The sequence below is a fragment of the Pseudomonas asiatica genome (genome assembly GCF_040214835.1).
Lineage (GTDB): Bacteria > Pseudomonadota > Gammaproteobacteria > Pseudomonadales > Pseudomonadaceae > Aquipseudomonas > Aquipseudomonas putida_Z.
On record NZ_CP157874.1, the window covers coordinates 5,517,344 to 5,534,037 of the forward strand.

The 16,694-nt window shown below is 64.2% G+C and carries 18 protein-coding genes; 13 read left to right on the top strand and 5 right to left on the bottom strand.

Going from position 1 to position 16,694, the window contains the following annotated elements:
- Positions 1–7 precede the first annotated feature (7 nt).
- From ABNP31_RS24550 to rpmE, 3 genes are all read right to left on the bottom strand, one after another.
- Positions 8–1,276 carry a malic enzyme-like NAD(P)-binding protein gene (locus ABNP31_RS24550; RefSeq protein WP_024087853.1) on the bottom strand — a complete coding sequence of 423 codons (1,269 nt, stop codon included), beginning with the start codon at positions 1,274–1,276 and terminating at the stop codon, positions 8–10.
- Positions 1,277–1,453: 177 nt separating this feature from the next.
- Positions 1,454–2,275, bottom strand: coding sequence for a thermonuclease family protein (locus ABNP31_RS24555; protein ID WP_085663465.1), 822 nt, complete (start codon positions 2,273–2,275; stop codon positions 1,454–1,456).
- A 2-nt stretch (positions 2,276–2,277) separates the two neighbouring features.
- Positions 2,278–2,493, bottom strand: a complete 216-nt coding sequence (gene rpmE / locus ABNP31_RS24560; protein WP_003257833.1) for a 50S ribosomal protein L31 — start codon at positions 2,491–2,493, stop codon at positions 2,278–2,280.
- A 167-nt stretch (positions 2,494–2,660) separates the two neighbouring features.
- Between rpmE and ABNP31_RS24565 the strand changes: the two genes are divergently transcribed.
- The 3 genes from ABNP31_RS24565 to ABNP31_RS24575 all read left to right on the top strand — a co-directional run bounded on the left by ABNP31_RS24565 (position 2,661) and on the right by ABNP31_RS24575 (position 7,546).
- On the top strand, positions 2,661–4,880 hold the full coding sequence (locus ABNP31_RS24565) for a primosomal protein N' (RefSeq protein WP_238067028.1): 2,220 nt from the start codon (positions 2,661–2,663) through the stop codon (positions 4,878–4,880).
- A gap of 229 nt (positions 4,881–5,109) precedes the next feature.
- Positions 5,110–6,846 (top strand): arginine--tRNA ligase, encoded by a 1,737-nt coding sequence (gene argS / locus ABNP31_RS24570; RefSeq protein WP_013974613.1) that lies wholly within the window; start codon positions 5,110–5,112, stop codon positions 6,844–6,846.
- A gap of 1 nt (position 6,847) precedes the next feature.
- Positions 6,848–7,546: an SPOR domain-containing protein gene (locus ABNP31_RS24575; RefSeq protein ID WP_025340965.1), complete on the top strand. Its 699-nt coding sequence runs from the start codon at positions 6,848–6,850 to the stop codon at positions 7,544–7,546.
- 144 nt (positions 7,547–7,690) lie between these two features.
- On the opposite strand, the gene ABNP31_RS24580 is transcribed toward ABNP31_RS24575, so the two are convergent.
- On the bottom strand, positions 7,691–8,110 hold the full coding sequence (locus ABNP31_RS24580) for a TM2 domain-containing protein (RefSeq protein WP_350012846.1): 420 nt from the start codon (positions 8,108–8,110) through the stop codon (positions 7,691–7,693).
- Positions 8,111–8,276: 166 nt separating this feature from the next.
- On the opposite strand from ABNP31_RS24580, the gene ABNP31_RS24585 reads away from it, so the two are divergent.
- On the top strand, positions 8,277–8,912 hold the full coding sequence (locus tag ABNP31_RS24585; RefSeq protein ID WP_085663462.1) for a C40 family peptidase: 636 nt from the start codon (positions 8,277–8,279) through the stop codon (positions 8,910–8,912).
- 127 nt (positions 8,913–9,039) lie between these two features.
- On the opposite strand, the gene ABNP31_RS24590 is transcribed toward ABNP31_RS24585, so the two are convergent.
- Positions 9,040–10,038, bottom strand: a complete 999-nt coding sequence (locus ABNP31_RS24590; protein WP_085663461.1) for a type IV pilus twitching motility protein PilT — start codon at positions 10,036–10,038, stop codon at positions 9,040–9,042.
- Between the two features lie 65 nt (positions 10,039–10,103).
- Here ABNP31_RS24590 and ABNP31_RS24595 point away from each other — a divergent pair, with 65 nt between their 5' ends.
- The 9 genes from ABNP31_RS24595 to ABNP31_RS24635 all read left to right on the top strand — a co-directional run bounded on the left by ABNP31_RS24595 (position 10,104) and on the right by ABNP31_RS24635 (position 16,673).
- Positions 10,104–10,790: a YggS family pyridoxal phosphate-dependent enzyme gene (locus ABNP31_RS24595; protein ID WP_085663460.1), complete on the top strand. Its 687-nt coding sequence runs from the start codon at positions 10,104–10,106 to the stop codon at positions 10,788–10,790.
- 38 nt (positions 10,791–10,828) lie between these two features.
- Positions 10,829–11,647 (top strand): pyrroline-5-carboxylate reductase, encoded by an 819-nt coding sequence (proC, locus tag ABNP31_RS24600; protein ID WP_085663459.1) that lies wholly within the window; start codon positions 10,829–10,831, stop codon positions 11,645–11,647.
- A 10-nt stretch (positions 11,648–11,657) separates the two neighbouring features.
- Positions 11,658–12,248 carry a YggT family protein gene (locus ABNP31_RS24605; RefSeq protein ID WP_013974619.1) on the top strand — a complete coding sequence of 197 codons (591 nt, stop codon included), beginning with the start codon at positions 11,658–11,660 and terminating at the stop codon, positions 12,246–12,248.
- 99 nt (positions 12,249–12,347) lie between these two features.
- Positions 12,348–13,487 (top strand): homoserine O-succinyltransferase MetX, encoded by a 1,140-nt coding sequence (gene metX / locus ABNP31_RS24610; RefSeq protein ID WP_085663458.1) that lies wholly within the window; start codon positions 12,348–12,350, stop codon positions 13,485–13,487.
- A gap of 7 nt (positions 13,488–13,494) precedes the next feature.
- The gene (metW, locus tag ABNP31_RS24615) at positions 13,495–14,115 is read left to right on the top strand and encodes a methionine biosynthesis protein MetW (RefSeq protein ID WP_015272149.1); all 621 of its coding nucleotides are present in this window, start codon (positions 13,495–13,497) and stop codon (positions 14,113–14,115) included.
- Positions 14,116–14,137: 22 nt separating this feature from the next.
- A complete protein-coding gene (locus ABNP31_RS24620; protein WP_025340971.1) occupies positions 14,138–14,572 on the top strand; it encodes a DUF4426 domain-containing protein in 435 nt (144 codons plus the stop codon).
- Positions 14,569–15,165 carry an RdgB/HAM1 family non-canonical purine NTP pyrophosphatase gene (rdgB, locus tag ABNP31_RS24625; RefSeq protein ID WP_003257822.1) on the top strand — a complete coding sequence of 199 codons (597 nt, stop codon included), beginning with the start codon at positions 14,569–14,571 and terminating at the stop codon, positions 15,163–15,165. The genes ABNP31_RS24620 and rdgB overlap by 4 nt, the downstream gene beginning before the upstream one ends.
- On the top strand, positions 15,162–16,337 hold the full coding sequence (gene hemW, locus ABNP31_RS24630; RefSeq protein ID WP_085663457.1) for a radical SAM family heme chaperone HemW: 1,176 nt from the start codon (positions 15,162–15,164) through the stop codon (positions 16,335–16,337). Before rdgB ends, hemW begins: the two co-directional genes overlap by 4 nt.
- A 9-nt stretch (positions 16,338–16,346) precedes the next feature.
- Entirely contained in the window at positions 16,347–16,673 is a 327-nt protein-coding gene (locus ABNP31_RS24635) for a DUF3392 domain-containing protein (protein WP_003257821.1), read from the top strand.
- Positions 16,674–16,694: the final 21 nt, after the last annotated feature.

The following is a 16,694-nucleotide window of genomic DNA, read 5'->3' on the forward strand; positions in this document are numbered from 1 at the left end:
GCAGCAATCAGCCTTTGAACACGTCATCCACGCTGGTCAGCGGGTAGTGCTTCGGATACGGCAGGGTAGCCACGCCGGATTCGATGGCGGCCTTGGCCACAGCGTCGGAAACGACGGTGATCAGGCGAGCGTCCAGCGGCTTCGGAATGATGTACTCACGGCCAAATTCCAGAGCCTGTACGCCGTAGGCGTCGCACACTTCCTTCGGCACTGGCAGCTTGGCCAGGTCTTTCAGGGCGATGGCGGCGGCGATCTTCATTTCTTCGTTGATGCGCTTGGCGCGAACGTCCAGGGCACCACGGAAGATGAACGGGAAGCCCAGTACGTTGTTGACCTGGTTCGGGTAGTCGGAACGACCGGTAGCCATGATCACGTCGCTGCGAGTAGCGTGCGCCAGCTCTGGCGAGATTTCCGGGTCCGGGTTCGAGCAGGCGAACACGATCGGGTTGGCAGCCATCGACTTCAGGCCTTCGGCGCTCAGCAGGTTCGGGCCGGACAGGCCTACGAACACGTCGGCACCGTCGAGGGCGTCAGCCAGGGTGCGCTTGTCGGTGGCGTGGGCGAACTGCGCCTTGTACTGGTTCAGGTCGTCACGGCCAGCGTGGATCACGCCGCTGCGGTCGATCATGTAGATGTTCTCGACCTTGGCGCCCATGCTCACCAGCAGCTTCATGCAGGAGATGGCAGCAGCGCCGGCACCCAGGCAGACGATCTTGGCGTCTTCCAGCTTCTTGCCGGCGATTTCCAGGGCGTTGATCATGCCGGCCGCGGTCACGATGGCGGTACCGTGCTGGTCATCGTGGAATACCGGGATGTCGCACTGTTCGATCAGGGTGCGCTCGATTTCGAAGCACTCAGGCGCCTTGATGTCTTCGAGGTTGATGCCACCGAAGGTGATCGAGATGCGGCGAACGGTGTCGATGAACGCCTGCGGGCTTTCCGATTCCACTTCGATGTCGAACACGTCGATACCGGCGAAACGCTTGAACAGAACACCCTTGCCTTCCATGACCGGCTTGGAAGCCAGTGGGCCGAGGTCACCCAGACCGAGGATGGCGGTGCCATCGGAAATCACCGCAACCAGGTTGCCTTTGCCGGTGTATTTGTAAGCCAGCTCTGGATCACGGCCGATTTCACGCACGGGCTCAGCAACACCTGGGCTGTAGGCCAGGGCGAGGTCACGGGCGGTGGCGGTGGGCTTGGAGAGTTCGACGCTCAGTTTCCCCGGACGAGGTTGAGCGTGATATTCGAGAGCGGCGGTTTTCAGGTCTGACATGGTGGGCATTCCGCTATTTACTGTTCTGACGGACCGCCGAGGATACGCAAAGAGCCGGGGAGCCACAAGACTGGTCGGTCACTTGTGTCAAGGCCTTTAGCCTACGACTTTACGCTATAACCCACGGGGCATACGGCTAACAGTGTGTACAATCCAATAGCGAAATGTCTACATCTTTTAGCCTGAAATGCGCTCCAACATGCTCGGATCGGTCAACGGCAACAGCCAGCGTCGCTGCCCGGGCTTGAGGCCGCCCTTGCGGGAACGATCCAGCACCCAGCCACGCGCCTCGACCTGGCGTCCCTTGAGGTTATCGAAGAAGCTGGCGGGGAAGTTGCGCTGCAGACGAGCGGGAACCTGCAGCACCACCGCACTGTCCAGGTTCAGCCAGACCCCGCCACGGTTGCGCTCCACGTCTTCGATGCGGCCCGCAATGACCGCGAAACCCGACTGCCGGACATCCCCGGCACGCACCACCGGCGAACGACGCCACAGCCCGGAGCCAGCCTTGCGCGCAGCCTGCTCGGCAAGCTGCTGGCAAGCGCTGAGGCGCACATTTGGGGCAACCGCGACGCGATAGCCCAAGCCCTCGCTGAGCAGCTGTGCTTCGATATTGTCGCCATTGCGGCCGTAGATATGCGCCAGCGTGCGGCCGTATTTGTCCTTGGCCTCTACGCCCGGCTCCAGCCCGACACGCCCGTCGCTGGCCTTGACCAAGGCCTGCAAACGCTGCCTGGCGGCCTCGGCATAGGGCTCGCTGGTGCGCCCGTTACGGCCGATTTCCGGGGCATTGATGCCGATCAGTCGCACGCTGCGGCCATCGACCAGACGCAAGGTATCGCCATCGACCACCTGGCGCACCGCCACCTGCTGAGGGCTGCCTGGTAGCGGGCAGAACGCCAGGGCCGGGAAATGCCAGATGACGCCCATAAAAAAGGCGCCCACAAGGGGCGCCTTTTTTTGCAGCAATGCGAAACCCGAGGGGTTCGCCATGCGCATGATTACTTCTTGGTACCGAACATACCGAAGCGATCGGCGAACTTCTGTACGCGACCACCGGTGTCCAGGACTTTCTGCTTACCGGTGTAGAACGGGTGGCACAGGTTGCAAACGTCGATCGCCAGGGTGCTGCCCAGGGTCGAACGGGTTTCAAACTTGTTGCCGCAGCTGCAGGTGACTGCAACTACTTCGTAGTTCGGATGAATATCTGCTTTCATGGTCACTTCCTCGAGCTGCGTGCCGCCACCCAACACCAATTGTTGAATACCGCACGTAATTAGGCGGCGAATAATACCAGAGCATCACGCCAACGCAAGTTGTCGCTTGCACCGACCGTCGTCTGCTAGGCTCGCCAGTCTTTGAAACGCCCTCCGAGACTTTCCGCGTGTCCGACGTCATCCTGCGCCTTGCCCTGCCCTCCCCGCTGCGTCGCCTGTTCGACTACAAGGCGCCGGCAAGCATGGCGCGCCAGGCCTTGACCCCGGGCATGCGCATTCGCGTGCCATTCGGCCGCCGCGAAATGATCGGCGTGCTGGTGGAGGTGTGCGAGCAGAGCGAAGTGCCCGCCGACAAGCTCAAGCCGGCCAGCGCCCTGCTCGACCCGGTGTCGCCGATCCCGCCGTCGCTGTTCAAGTTGTGCCTGTGGACCGCCCAGTACTACCAGCACAGCCTGGGTGACACCCTGAGCTGGGCCTTGCCGACCCTGCTGCGCCAGGGCGAACCCGCCGAGATGCGCCAGGAGCGCTTCTGGCACGTCGCCCCCGGCGCCCGCCTGGAAGACCCGCGCATCGCCCGCGCACCACGCCAGCGCGATGCCCTCAAGACCTTGGCCCAGCACCCGCACGGCGTGGCCCACAGCTTGCTGGCCAAGCTCAACCTGAACAAGGACAGCCTCGACCTGCTGCTGGCCAAGGACCTGGTGCAGATCGAGGTCCGCCGCCACCTGCCGTCGCTGCGCCACGAACACTGGCTGGCACAGCCGGAACTGCCGCTCAACGAAGAGCAACGCGACGCCTTCGACGCCGTGCGCGAAGGCTTTGGCGGCTTCGGCGCCTTCCTGCTGGCCGGTGTCACCGGCAGCGGCAAGACCGAGGTGTACCTGCAGCTGATCCGCGAAACACTGGAAGCCGGCAAGCAGGCCCTGGTGCTGATCCCGGAGATCAACCTCGGCCCGCAGACCCTGGCCCGCTTCGAGCAACGCTTCAACGCCCGCATCGCCCTGCTGCATTCGGCGGTGAACGACCGCGAACGCCTGGATGCCTGGCTGGCAGCCCGGGACGGCGAGGCCGACATCATCATCGGCACCCGCTCGGCGCTGTTCACGCCGATGAAGAACCCCGGTCTGATCATCATCGACGAGGAGCACGACGGTTCCTATAAACAGCAGGAAGGCCTGCGCTACCATGCCCGCGACCTGGCACTGGTGCGCGCCCACCAGGAAAACGTCCCGATCCTGCTCGGTTCTGCCACGCCATCGCTGGAAACCCTGCACAACGCCCTGACCGGTCGCTACCGCCTGCTGCGCATGAACCAGCGCGCCGGCGGTGCCCGCCCGCCACGCATGCTGCGCCTGGATGTGAAGAGCCTGCCGCTGGACAGCGGCATCAGCGGCCCACTGCAGCAGGCCATCCGCCAAACCCTGGAAGCGGGCCAGCAAGTACTGGTGTTCCTCAACCGCCGCGGTTTCGCCCCGACCTTGCTGTGCCACGATTGTGGCTGGCTGTCCGAATGCCCGCGCTGCGATGCGCGCATGACCGTGCACCAGCGCTCCGGCGTGCTGCGTTGCCACCATTGCGGCTATGACGAGAGCCTGCCGCAGCAGTGCCCGCAGTGCAACCACGTTGACCTGCGCCCGGTCGGCGCCGGCACCGAGCGTGCCGAGGAACGCCTGAAAGTGCTGTTCCCGGATTACCCGATCCTGCGTGTGGACCGCGACAGCACGGCGCGCAAGGACGCCATGCACAACCTGTTCAGCACCATCCAGCGCGGCCAGCCGAGCATCCTCGTCGGCACCCAGATGCTCGCCAAGGGCCATCACTTCCCGCGGGTGACCCTGGTGGCTATCCTCGATGCCGATGGCGGGCTGTTCTCCGGCGATTTCCGCGCCAGCGAACGCATGGCACAGCTGATCGTGCAGGTTGCCGGGCGGGCCGGGCGGGCCGAGGAACCCGGCAAGGTCATCATCCAGACCCACCTGGCCGACCATCCGCTGCTGGTGCAGCTTACCGAGCAGGGCTACTTCGCCTTCGCCGAGCAGGCCCTGGACGAACGCCGCGCCGCCGGGCTGCCGCCTTACTCGCACCTGGCGCTGCTGCGCGCCGAAGCGCACAAGCCCGGGCAGGCCGAAGGTTTCCTCGACGAGGCCTGCGCCGCCGCCGAGCGCCTGGTGGCCGAACAGCGCCTGCCCGGCATCGAGTTGCTGGGGCCGGTACCAGCACCGATGGAGCGCCGCGCCGGGCGCTTCCGCGCGCAACTGTTGATACAGGCCAATACGCGGGCGCCTTTGCATCGACTGATCAGCGCCTGGTTGCTAGTGTTGGAGCAGATGCCGAGCGGGCGCCAGGTGCGGTGGTCGCTGGATGTCGATCCAGTCGACCTGTACTGACGTTGGGGCTGCTCTGCAGCCCATCGCGGCACAAGGCCGCTCCTACACGGGGGCGCGTAACGCCTGTAGGAGCGGCCTTGTGTCGCGATGGGCCGCAAAGCGGCCCCGGCATTCTCAAGGCAAGCAACCCCCAAAGGTTGGCAACCCGCCCCCAGCCACGGATAATGCCCAGTTTTTCCACCTGCGCATCCAAGCGCTCCACCGCGCTTGCGGTCGAAAAGAGATCCCCATGAAAGACACCATTCGCCAGCTGATCCAGCAAGCCCTCACCCAACTCGTCACCGACGGTGTGCTGCCTGAAGGGCTGTCGCCGGCGATCCAGGTGGAAAACGCCCGGGACAAGACCCACGGCGACTTCGCCAGCAACATCGCCATGATGCTGGCCAAGCCGGCCGGCATGAAGCCGCGCGACCTGGCCGAGAAACTGATCAATGCCCTGCCGGCCAGCGCCGACATCAGCAAGGTCGAGATCGCCGGCCCCGGCTTCCTCAACTTCTTCCAGAACACCGACGCCCTGGCCAACCGCCTGGATGCCGCACTGGCCGACGCCCACCTGGGCGCGCGCAAGGCCGGCCCTGCGCAAAAGGTTGTGATCGACATGTCGGCACCCAACCTGGCCAAGGAGATGCACGTCGGCCACCTGCGTTCGACCATCATCGGTGACAGCGTGGCGCGCGTGCTGGAGTTCCTCGGCGATGACGTGATCCGCCAGAACCACGTGGGCGACTGGGGTACCCAGTTCGGCATGCTGCTGGCCTACCTGGAAGAAAACCCGATCACCAGCGACGAGCTGTCGGACCTGGAGAACTTCTACCGCGCCGCCAAGAAACGCTTCGACGAGTCCGAAGAATTCGCCACCCGCGCCCGCGGCCTGGTGGTCAAGCTGCAGGCCGGCGACCCGGACTGCATGGCCCTGTGGACGCGCTTCAAGGACATTTCGCTGTCGCACTGCCAGAAGACCTACGAGCTGCTCAACGTCAAGCTGACCATGGCCGACGTGATGGGTGAAAGCGCCTACAACGACGACCTGGCCAACGTGGTCGCCGACCTCAAGGCCAAGGGCCTGCTGGTCGAAGACCAGGGCGCGCAGTGCGTGTTCCTCGACGAGTTCAAGAACAGCGAAGGCGAACCACTGCCGGTGATCGTGCAGAAGGCCGACGGCGGCTACCTGTACGCCACCACCGACCTGGCTGCCGTGCGCTACCGCAGCAACGTGCTCAAGGCAGACCGCGCCCTGTACTTCGTCGACCAGCGCCAGGCCCTGCACTTCAACCAGGTGTTCGAAGTTGCACGCCGCGCAGGCTTCGTCGGCCACCCGATGCAGATGGAGCACATGGGCTTCGGCACCATGAACGGCGCCGATGGCCGCCCGTTCAAGACCCGTGACGGCGGCACCGTGAAGCTGATCGACCTGCTCACCGAGGCCAAGGAGCGCGCCTACGCGCTGGTCAAGGAAAAGAACCCGAGCCTGGCCGACGAAGAGCTGCGCCACATCGGCGAAGTGGTTGGCATTGGCGCAGTGAAGTACGCCGACCTGTCCAAGCACCGCACCAGCGACTACAGCTTCAACTTCGAGCTGATGCTCAACTTCGAAGGCAACACCGCGCCTTACCTGCTGTACGCCTACACCCGCGTGGCCGGCGTATTCCGCAAACTGGGCAAGGGCTTCGATGAAGTCGACGGCAACATCGTGCTGCAGGCTGCCCACGAGCAAGACCTGGCCGCGCGCCTGGCGCAGTTTGGCGAAATCCTCAACAACGTCGCCGACAAGGGCACGCCGCACGTGCTGTGCAGCTACCTGTACGACCTGGCCGGCCTGTTCTCCAGCTTCTACGAGAATTGCCCGATTCTTGCCGCCGAAACCCCGCAGCAGCAGCAGAGCCGCCTGCGCCTCGCGGCGCTGACCGGCCGCACTCTCAAGCAAGGTCTGGAACTGCTCGGCCTGGAAACCCTGGAGCGCATGTAAGTTGGCTGCCAAGAAAAAACCCGCACCCAAACGCGGCGCCAGCCGCCAGACGGCGCCGGCCAAGCAGCCGATCCCCGGTTGGGTATGGCTGGCGGTTGGCCTGACCGTAGGCGCGTTCATCGTGTTCCTGATGAAGCTCGAGCCCGGTGGCGAAGACATCAAGCGCACCAAGCCCGAGCAGCAGAAGGCCGAGAAAGTGGCCGAAGCCGGCAAGCCGGCGCAGGCCACCCCGCAGCAGCCGGTGAAGCCGAAGTACGACTTCTACACGCTGCTGCCGGAGTCGGAGGTGATCGTGCCGCCGGAGGCCGTGCCAGAGAAGACGCCACCCGTCCCGGCCCAGCCGGTGACCCCGGTGACGCCGGCTGAAGCGGCGAAAATCGACACGGCGCGAGCCCAGGCGGCGCTGATGGGCCAGACCCCGCCACCGGCACCACCGGTGATCAAGCCGGCGGCAACCACCCAGTTCTTCCTGCAAGCCGGTTCGTTCCGCAAGCAGGCCGATGCCGACAAGGTGCGCGCGCAGATCATCCTGCTGGGTCAGTCGGTGAAGGTGGAGTCGGGCACGGTCAAGGACGAAACCTGGTACCGCGTACTGGTGGGCCCGTTCAGCAACCGCGAGCAGCTGACCGGGGCGCAGAAGCAACTGGCTGGGGCAGGTTTCAGCAACCTGCTGCTGCAACAGCGGCAGACCCGTCAGTAACCTGCGTTTGCGGCCCTGTGGGAGCGGCCTTGTGTCGCGAAAGGTCCGCAAAGCGGCCCCAGGATTTCAGCGGTGCTGCTGAGCATGCTGGGGCTGCTTTGCAGCCCTTTCGCGACACAAGGCCGCTCCCACAAGGGCTGTGCGTCAACCCCGCCCCGCATTCCGCTCGGAAACCTGGCTGTTCAGCGTCCAGAAGTCATACAGCACCCCCACCAGGAACAGCCCGCCGGTAAAGAAGTAGATGATCGCGGTGATCCACTTGCCCTGATACAGCCGGTGCAACCCAAACACCCCGAGGAAGGTCAGCAGGATCCAGGCGATGTTGTAGTCAATGCGCCCGGACTGGAACCTGAAGTCGGCTTCACGGTCCATGGACGGGATCAGGAACAGGTCGATCAACCAGCCGATGCCCAGCAGGCCCAGGGTGAAGAACCAGATGGTGCCGGTTACTGGCTTGCCGTAATAGAAACGATGCGACCCGGTAAAGCCGAAAATCCATAGCAGGTAGCCAATGGTCTTGCTGTGGGTGTCGTGAAACGGCGCCCCCTGTTGATAACTGTTCATTCATAGCCCCCGTGGGTTATCCGAAAATTTTCTAAGAAAAAATGTGACTTTCTTGTCGCAGGCCGACGTACGGCACCTGGACAATCGACCAACGGATCAAAGATTGATCAAAAAGCTGTTATAAAGTTGCGCGCCCAACACATAACTATTCATAAGAGCTTCATCTATGCCGCCTTTACTCAAGACATGGCTGACCCTCTGCCTATTATTGCCCCTGGCCGCCCACGCCACCAATCGTGAGCAACGTCTTCCCAATGGTTTTACCGGCTACACCACCAATGCCTCGGTAAGACACGCACCGGTCAAGCAGACCGCGCTGCGCACCCGCCCAAGCAATGCCGCCAGCAGCCGCAGCGTGCCCGGTGTACCGGTCGCCGCCATGTCGCCGAAGCAGAGCAGCGATGTGCTCAGCCGTGCGGTGAATGTGCTCGGCACCCCTTATGTCTGGGGCGGCAGCAGCCCGAAGAAAGGCTTCGACTGCAGCGGGCTGGTCAAATACGCTTTCAACGACGTCGCCGACGTCGACCTGCCGCGCACCTCCAATGCCATGGCCCAGGGCCACGGCGTCAAGGTAGCCAAGGGTGACCTGAAGCCAGGTGACCTGATTTTCTTCAACATCAAGAGCCGCCGGGTGAACCACGTTGCCATCTACCTGGGCAACGACCGCTTCATCCATGCTCCACGCCGTGGCAAGCGGGTAAGCATCGACACCCTGAGCAAGCCTTACTGGCAGAAGCATTACGTGGTGGCCAAGCGAGTGCTGCCGAAAGAACAGCAGCAGCTGAACCTGGCCAAGCGCTGATCTGATCGGCGCTCTCCTGTCCGGGCCTCTTCGCGGGTAAACCCGCTCCCACAGGTACACCACAGCATTCGAAGGCTGTGTTATCCATGTGGGAGCGGGTTTACCCGCGAAAGGGCCAGCACAGGCACTATAGATCGCTGATCAGCCCCCTCTCCTTCAACCCCCGCATCGCCCCTTCCATCGTCCGCATCCCGTCCGCACCACCCGCCTGCATCACCGAACACAACTGCGCCATCCGCCCTTCCCGAACCAGGTTACGCACCGCTGGCGTCACCACCAGCACTTCCCGCGCAGCAACCCGCCCACCGCCCGCACGCCTGACCAGCACCTGCGCCACCACCAGGCGCAACGACTCGGCCAGCATCGCCCGCACCAGCGGCTTCTCTTCGGCAGCGAACACCTCCACCAACCGGTCAATACTGCTCACCGCCGAACGCGTATGCACGGTCGCCAGCACCAGGTGTCCGGTCTCGGCCGCGCGCAAGGCCAGGCGAATGGTTTCCAGGTCGCGCAGCTCACCGATCATGATCACATCCGGGTCCTGACGCAGGGCACTGCGCAGCCCCTGGGCGAACCCACCACAATGGCGGCCGACCTCACGCTGGTTGACCAGGCTGCGCTGGCTACTGTGGATAACTTCGACAGGGTCTTCGAGGGTGATGATATGCAGAGCCCGACCGCGGTTCAGCTGGTCAAGCAGTGTCGCCAAGGTGCTGGTCTTGCCGCTGCCGGTCGGCCCACCCACGAGGATCAAGCCATCGCTGCATTGCGCAACAGCTTGAAACACATCCCCCAGGTCGAGTTCATCGAGCGTGGCGATATGCCCCGGGATCAGGCGGAAGGTGGCCGCAGGGCCATGCAACTGGCGAAACAGGTTCAGCCGAAAGCGCCCCAGCACCGGCAATTCCAGCGCCAGGTCCAGCTCATCACCCTGGGCCCACTGTCGGCGCTGGTCTTCATCCAGCATGGGTGCCATGCCCTCGGTCAAGGCGGCAGGGCCCAAGGTCGGCAGGGCCATGCGCTGCAGCTCGCCATCCAGGCGCAGCATCGGTATCTGGCCCGCCGCCAGGTGCAGGTCGGAAGCCCCCGCATCCACGGCCCGGGCCAACAGGTCGGTCACATCCATGAGACTCCCCAAAGGCCTTCAAGTAGGTAGAATGCCGCAAACCCCACAGCCGCCGGCATCAGTCCATGTCCACCCTAGCAGACAACCTTTCCGCTATTTCCGCCCGAATCGCCGGCGCTGCCCAGGCTGCCGGGCGTGATCCGGCCAGCGTCCAGTTGCTGGCCGTGAGCAAGACCAAGCCAGCCAGCGCCATCCGCGAGATCCACGCCGCCGGCGTGTGCGATTTCGGGGAAAACTACCTACAGGAAGCGCTGACAAAGCAGCAGGCACTCGGCGACCTGCCCTTGATCTGGCACTTCATCGGCCCCATTCAGTCGAACAAGACCAAAGCCATCGCCGAGCATTTCGACTGGGTACATTCCGTGGACCGCCTGAAAATCGCCCAACGCCTCTCGGAGCAGCGCCCGGCCGGGCTGGCGCCACTGAACATCTGCCTGCAGGTGAACGTCAGCGGCGAAGACAGCAAGTCCGGCTGCGCCCCCGCCGACCTGCCGGCCCTGGCCAAGGCGGTAGCCGCGCTGCCCAACCTGCGCCTGCGCGGGCTGATGGCCATCCCAGAACCCACTGATGACCGCGCCGCCCAGGAAGCCGCCTTCGCCACCCTGCGCCAGTTGCAGGAAGGCCTTGGCCTTGGCCTGGACACCCTTTCCATGGGCATGAGCCACGACCTGGAAGCGGCCATTGCACAGGGTGCGACCTGGGTGCGTATCGGTACCGCCCTGTTCGGTGCCCGCGACTACGGGCAGCCCTGATTCCATGCTTTACTCACTCTTTCCCACAAGGACCTGACATGAGCAAGACTCGTATTGCCTTCATCGGCGCCGGCAACATGGCCGCCAGCCTGATCGGTGGTCTGCGTGCCCAGGGCCTGGACGCCTCGCAGATCCGCGCCAGCGACCCGGGCGCCGAGACCCGCAGCCGCATCCAGGCCGAGCACGGCATCGAAACCTTCGAGAACAACGCCCAGGCCATCGATGGTGCCGACGTCATCGTCCTGGCGGTCAAGCCCCAGGTCATGAAAGCCGTGTGCCAAGCCCTGCAACCGAACCTGCAGGATGGCCAGCTGATCGTTTCCATCGCTGCCGGCATCACCTGCGCCAGCCTGCAAAGCTGGGTCGGCGCTCGCCCTGTGGTGCGCTGCATGCCCAACACCCCGGCACTGCTGCGCCAAGGCGTCAGCGGCCTGTACGCCACCGCGGAAGTATCCAGCGAACAACGCCAGCAGGCCGAGCAACTGCTGTCGGCCGTGGGCACCGCCCTGTGGCTGGAGCAGGAACAGCAACTGGACGCCGTGACGGCTGTCTCCGGCAGCGGCCCGGCGTATTTCTTCCTGCTGATCGAAGCCATGACCGCGGCCGGCGAAAAACTTGGCCTGCCACGTGAAACCGCCTCACAGCTGACCCTGCAGACAGCGTTGGGCGCCGCACGCATGGCGGTTGCCAGCGATGTCGACGCTGCCGAGCTGCGCCGCCGTGTCACCTCGCCTGCCGGCACTACCGAAGCGGCGATCAAGTCGTTCCAGGCCAGCGGCTTCGAAGGCATCGTCGAACAGGCGCTGCAGGCTGCGGCTACACGTTCCGCCGAGCTGGCCGAACAACTGGGCAAATAAGGAGCCTTAGATGAATGCACTGTCCGGCGCCGCGATCTTCGTGGTGCAAACCCTGGTCAGCCTGTATCTGGTGATCGTCCTGCTGCGCTTCGTCCTGCAGCTGGTCAAGGCCAACTTCTACAACCCGCTGTGCCAGTTCGCCGTGCGCGCCACACAACCGCTGCTCAAGCCGATCCGCCGGGTCATCCCAAGCGTTGGTGGGCTGGATACCTCGTCGCTGCTGTTGTCGGTGGTCATCCAGGCGTTGCTGATGGCTTTCGTGCTGATGGTCACCTACGGCACCTTCGGTGACATCCTGCACCTGCTGATGTGGGCCATCATCGGTATCACCTCGCTGTTCCTGAAGATTTTCTGGGTCGCGATGATCGTCATGGTGATCGTATCCTGGGTTGCTCCCAACAGCCACAATCCGGCGGCCGAGCTGGCCTACCAGATCAGCGAACCGGTGCTGGCGCCGTTCCGCCGCATCGTGCCCAACCTGGGCGGCATGGACATCTCGCCGATCTTCGCCTTCCTCGCGATCCAGGTGATCCAGTCGTTTGTCATGCCGCCGCTGGCCGCCTATGCCGGCATGCCACAAGAGCTGTGGCGGATGATCTGAGCCTCACCTGACCCTGGTTGCTTCCAGCGACAAGCCTCTGCTTGCCGCTGGGGGTAGCGCTCTTTAGACTTACGCCTCCGTCAAGCGTGAGCAGGGTCGATGTCCACTGTCTTTCCCGAAGATTCCGTCGGTCTGGTAGTACCGCAAACCGCCCGGTTCGATGAACCGCTGGCACTGGCTTGTGGCCGCTCCCTGGCCAGTTACGAACTGGTCTACGAGACCTATGGCACCCTGAACGCCAGCGCGAGCAACGCCGTGCTGATCTGCCATGCGCTTTCCGGCCACCACCATGCCGCTGGCTACCATGCCACCACCGACCGCAAGCCGGGCTGGTGGGACAGCTGCATCGGCCCTGGCAAGCCGATCGACACCAACCGCTTCTTCGTGGTCAGCCTGAACAACCTGGGCGGCTGCAACGGCAGCACCGGCCCCAGCAGCATCAACCCGGCCACCGGCAAGCCCTATGGCGCCGACTTCCCGGTGCTGACCGTGGAAGACTGGGTGCACAGCCAGGTGCGCCTCGCCGAGCGCCTGGGCATCCAGCAGTGGGCCGCCGTGGTCGGTGGCAGCCTGGGTGGCATGCAGGCGCTGCAGTGGACCATCAGCTACCCCGAGCGCGTGCGCCATTGCGTCGACATCGCCTCGGCGCCCAAGCTGTCGGCACAGAACATCGCCTTCAACGAAGTGGCACGCCAGGCCATCCTCACCGACCCCGAATTCCACGGTGGTTCGTTCCAGGACCAGGGCGTGATCCCCAAGCGCGGCCTGATGCTGGCGCGCATGGTCGGCCACATCACCTACCTGTCGGATGACTCGATGGGTGAAAAATTCGGCCGCGAGCTGAAGAGCGACAAGCTCAACTACGACTTCCACAGCGTCGAATTCCAGGTCGAGAGCTACCTGCGCTACCAGGGCGAGGAGTTTTCCGGGCGCTTCGACGCCAACACCTACCTGCTGATGACCAAGGCGCTGGACTACTTCGACCCCGCCGCCGCCCAGGGTGGCGACCTGGCGGCCACCCTGAGCCACGTCAAGGCGGATTACTGCATCATGTCGTTCACCACCGACTGGCGCTTCTCCCCGGCCCGTTCGCGCGAGATCGTCGACGCCCTGATGGCCGCGCGCAAGAACGTCTGCTACCTGGAGATCGACTCGCCTTACGGGCACGACGCCTTCCTGATCCCCACGCCTCGCTACATGCAGGGTTTCTCGAACTACATGAACCGCATTGCCATCTGAGGACAGCATGAGAGCCGATCTGGAAATCATCCACGACTGGATCCCCGCCGGTAGCCGGGTACTCGACCTGGGCTGCGGCAGCGGCGAACTGCTGGCCTCGCTGCGCGACCGCAAGCAGGTCACCGGCTATGGCCTGGAGATCGACGCCGACAACATCGCCGCCTGCGTGGCCAAGGGCGTCAACGTCATCGAGCAAGACCTGGACAAGGGCCTGGGCAACTTCGCCAGCAACAGTTTCGACGTGGTGATCATGACCCAGGCCCTGCAGGCCGTGGAGTACCCCGACCGCATCCTGGACGAGATGCTGCGCGTGGGCCGCCAGTGCATCATCACCTTCCCCAACTTCGGCCACTGGCGTTGCCGCTGGTACCTGGCGACCAAAGGCCGCATGCCGGTTTCGGACTTCATGCCGTACACCTGGTACAACACGCCAAACATCCACTTCTGCACCTTCGCCGACTTCGAAGAGCTGTGCCACGAGCGCCGCGCCAAGGTGCTAGACCGCCTGGCGGTCGACCACTTGCACCGCAACGGGTGGGGTGGCCGGCTTTGGCCTAATCTTCTAGGTGAGATCGGCATCTACCGCGTCAGCAGCCCGGGCCTGCAAGAACATCAGCTCGCGGTCTGACGCCCACCGGAGGAATCACCCCATGCGTCGCCTAGCCCTGTTCCTGATCAGCCTGTGCCTGGCCCTGCCGGTACTGGCTGCCGATGCTGCCCGTCCCGAGCGCAAGGAAGTGTTTGGCGACGTGACGGTGCACTACAGCGCGTTCACCTCGAGCATGCTGACACCGGAGGTGGCCGCAGCCACCGGCTTGGTACGCAGCAAGAACCAGGGCGTACTCAACATCGCCGTGCTCAAGGCCAACAAGCCCGCCACGGCGGTGGTCAGCGGCACGGTCAAGGATCTGACCGGGCGCAGCAGCCCGCTGTCATTCAAGCAGATCACCGAACAGGGCGCGGTGTACTACATCGCCCAGTTCAAGATCGACCAGCCAGAAACCGTCACCTTCGACCTGAATATCGAAACCGGCGGCATCAGCAACTCCCTCAGCTTCAATCAGGACGTTTTCCCAGGCGAATGATGAATTTCCAGCAACTCGTATTGGCCAGCCACAACGCCGGCAAACTCAAGGAACTCCAGGCCATGCTCGGCGCGTCCGTGCAACTGCGCTCGATCGGCGAGTTCAGCCAGGTCGAGCCGGAAGAAACCGGCCTGTCGTTCGTCGAGAATGCCATCCTCAAGGCGCGCAACGCCGCACGCATTTCCGGCCTGCCGGCCCTGGCCGACGATTCGGGCCTGGCGGTGGACTTCCTCGGCGGCGCGCCGGGCATCTACTCGGCGCGCTATGCCGACGGCAAGGGTGACGCGGCGAACAACGCCAAGCTGCTCGAAGCACTGAAAGACGTGCCTGAAGCCGAGCGCGGCGCACAGTTCGTCTGCGTCCTGGCACTGGTGCGCCATGCCGACGACCCGCTGCCGATTCTGTGCGAAGGCCTGTGGCACGGGCGCATCATGTTCGAGGCCAGTGGCGAGCACGGCTTTGGCTACGACCCGCTGTTCTGGGTACCGGAGCGCAGCTGCTCCAGCGCCGACCTGGCCCCTGTGGACAAGAACCAGCTCAGCCACCGCGCCCGCGCCATGGCCCTGCTGCGCCAACGTCTGGGCCTGGCATGATCGAAACGCTGTCCACCCCCGGCGCGGCGGGCTTCACCAGCCTGCCGCCGCTGGCGCTGTACATCCACATCCCGTGGTGCGTACGCAAATGCCCTTACTGCGACTTCAACTCCCACGCTGCCGGGCCTGAACTGCCGGAAGATGCCTACGTCGCCGCCCTGCTGACCGACCTCGACCAGGAACTGGCCGCCGTGCAAGACCGGCCGATCAGCTCGATCTTCTTCGGCGGCGGCACCCCCAGCCTGTTCAGTGCCGACGCCCTTGGCCGACTGCTGCGTGGCGTAGAGCAACGCATCCCGTTTGCGCCGGACATCGAAATTACCCTGGAGGCCAACCCGGGCACTTTCGAGCAGGACAAGTTCAAGGCCTACCGGCAAACCGGTATCAATCGTCTGTCCATCGGTGTGCAGAGCTTCCAGCCAGCCAAACTGCAGGCGCTGGGGCGCATCCACAATGGCGATGAAGCGGTCCGCGCCGCCGGCATGGCACGCGCCGCCGGCTTCGACAACTTCAACATGGACCTGATGCACGGCCTGCCCGACCAGTCGCTCGACGACGCGCTGGGCGACCTGCGCCAGGCCATCGACCTGGGGCCGACGCATTTGTCGTGGTACCAGCTGACCGTGGAGCCGAACACGGTGTTCTGGAACCAGCCGCCCGAGCTGCCCGAGGACGACATCCTCTGGGATATCCAGGAGGCCGGCCAGGCACTGATGGGCGAACACGGGTTCCGCCAGTACGAGGTCTCGGCCTATGCCCAGGCGGGGCGTGCTGCCCGGCACAACCTCAACTACTGGCGCTTTGGCGACTTCATCGGCATCGGCGCTGGTGCCCACGGCAAGCTGACCTTCGCCGACGGGCGCATCCTGCGCACCTGGAAAACCCGCCTGCCCAAGGACTACCTGAACCTGGCCAAGCCGTTCAAGGCCGGCGAAAAGCTGCTGCCAGTCGACGAGCTGCCGTTCGAGTTCCTGATGAACGCCCTGCGCCTGATCGATGGGGTGGAAGCCGAACTGTTCACCCAGCGCACCGGTTTGCCGCTGGCACAACTGCGCGAGGCACGCCGCGCTGCCGAACAAAAGGGCCTTTTGCAGGTCGAACTGGATCGGCTGGTGGCCACGCCGAGGGGCCAGTTGTTCCTCAATGACCTGCTGCAGTATTTCTTGACCTAAGGATGACCCATGGATCTGGTACTTGATCTGCTCGCGACGGTTTCTCGCTGGAGCCGCAGCAACCTGTCGGAGATTTCACTGGCCTTGGTAGGCTGCCTGCTGGTGCTGTTCGGCACCGATATCAAGGGCTGGGTGGAACAGCGCCTGGGCGGCCTGGCGGGCGCCCTGCGCGTACCGTTCATGGCTTTGCTGGTGATGATCGGCAGCGGTGCGGCGCTGATCTATGCCACGCCTTGGGTGGTGAAAGGGCTGAGCCAGTTCAACAACTACGCGCTGGCGCCAGTGTTGCTGGTAGTACTGGTGCTGATCGGGGTGGTGGCGGATCGACGGGGCTGAGCCACGGCCTTGCACTGAACC

Bases quoted from the DNA above. Each gene is read 5' to 3' on its own strand.
- ABNP31_RS24550 (WP_024087853.1), bottom strand. From the start codon at position 1,276: ATGTCAGACCTGAAAACCGCCGCTCTCGAATATCACGCTCAACCTCGT.
- ABNP31_RS24555 (WP_085663465.1), bottom strand. From the start codon at position 2,275: ATGCGCATGGCGAACCCCTCGGGTTTCGCATTGCTGCAAAAAAAGGCG.
- rpmE (WP_003257833.1), bottom strand. From the start codon at position 2,493: ATGAAAGCAGATATTCATCCGAACTACGAAGTAGTTGCAGTCACCTGC.
- argS (WP_013974613.1), top strand. From the start codon at position 5,110: ATGAAAGACACCATTCGCCAGCTGATCCAGCAAGCCCTCACCCAACTC.
- ABNP31_RS24580 (WP_350012846.1), bottom strand. From the start codon at position 8,110: ATGAACAGTTATCAACAGGGGGCGCCGTTTCACGACACCCACAGCAAG.
- ABNP31_RS24585 (WP_085663462.1), top strand. From the start codon at position 8,277: ATGCCGCCTTTACTCAAGACATGGCTGACCCTCTGCCTATTATTGCCC.
- ABNP31_RS24590 (WP_085663461.1), bottom strand. From the start codon at position 10,038: ATGGATGTGACCGACCTGTTGGCCCGGGCCGTGGATGCGGGGGCTTCC.
- ABNP31_RS24595 (WP_085663460.1), top strand. From the start codon at position 10,104: ATGTCCACCCTAGCAGACAACCTTTCCGCTATTTCCGCCCGAATCGCC.
- proC (WP_085663459.1), top strand. From the start codon at position 10,829: ATGAGCAAGACTCGTATTGCCTTCATCGGCGCCGGCAACATGGCCGCC.
- ABNP31_RS24605 (WP_013974619.1), top strand. From the start codon at position 11,658: ATGAATGCACTGTCCGGCGCCGCGATCTTCGTGGTGCAAACCCTGGTC.
- metX (WP_085663458.1), top strand. From the start codon at position 12,348: ATGTCCACTGTCTTTCCCGAAGATTCCGTCGGTCTGGTAGTACCGCAA.
- metW (WP_015272149.1), top strand. From the start codon at position 13,495: ATGAGAGCCGATCTGGAAATCATCCACGACTGGATCCCCGCCGGTAGC.
- ABNP31_RS24620 (WP_025340971.1), top strand. From the start codon at position 14,138: ATGCGTCGCCTAGCCCTGTTCCTGATCAGCCTGTGCCTGGCCCTGCCG.
- rdgB (WP_003257822.1), top strand. From the start codon at position 14,569: ATGATGAATTTCCAGCAACTCGTATTGGCCAGCCACAACGCCGGCAAA.
- hemW (WP_085663457.1), top strand. From the start codon at position 15,162: ATGATCGAAACGCTGTCCACCCCCGGCGCGGCGGGCTTCACCAGCCTG.
- ABNP31_RS24635 (WP_003257821.1), top strand. From the start codon at position 16,347: ATGGATCTGGTACTTGATCTGCTCGCGACGGTTTCTCGCTGGAGCCGC.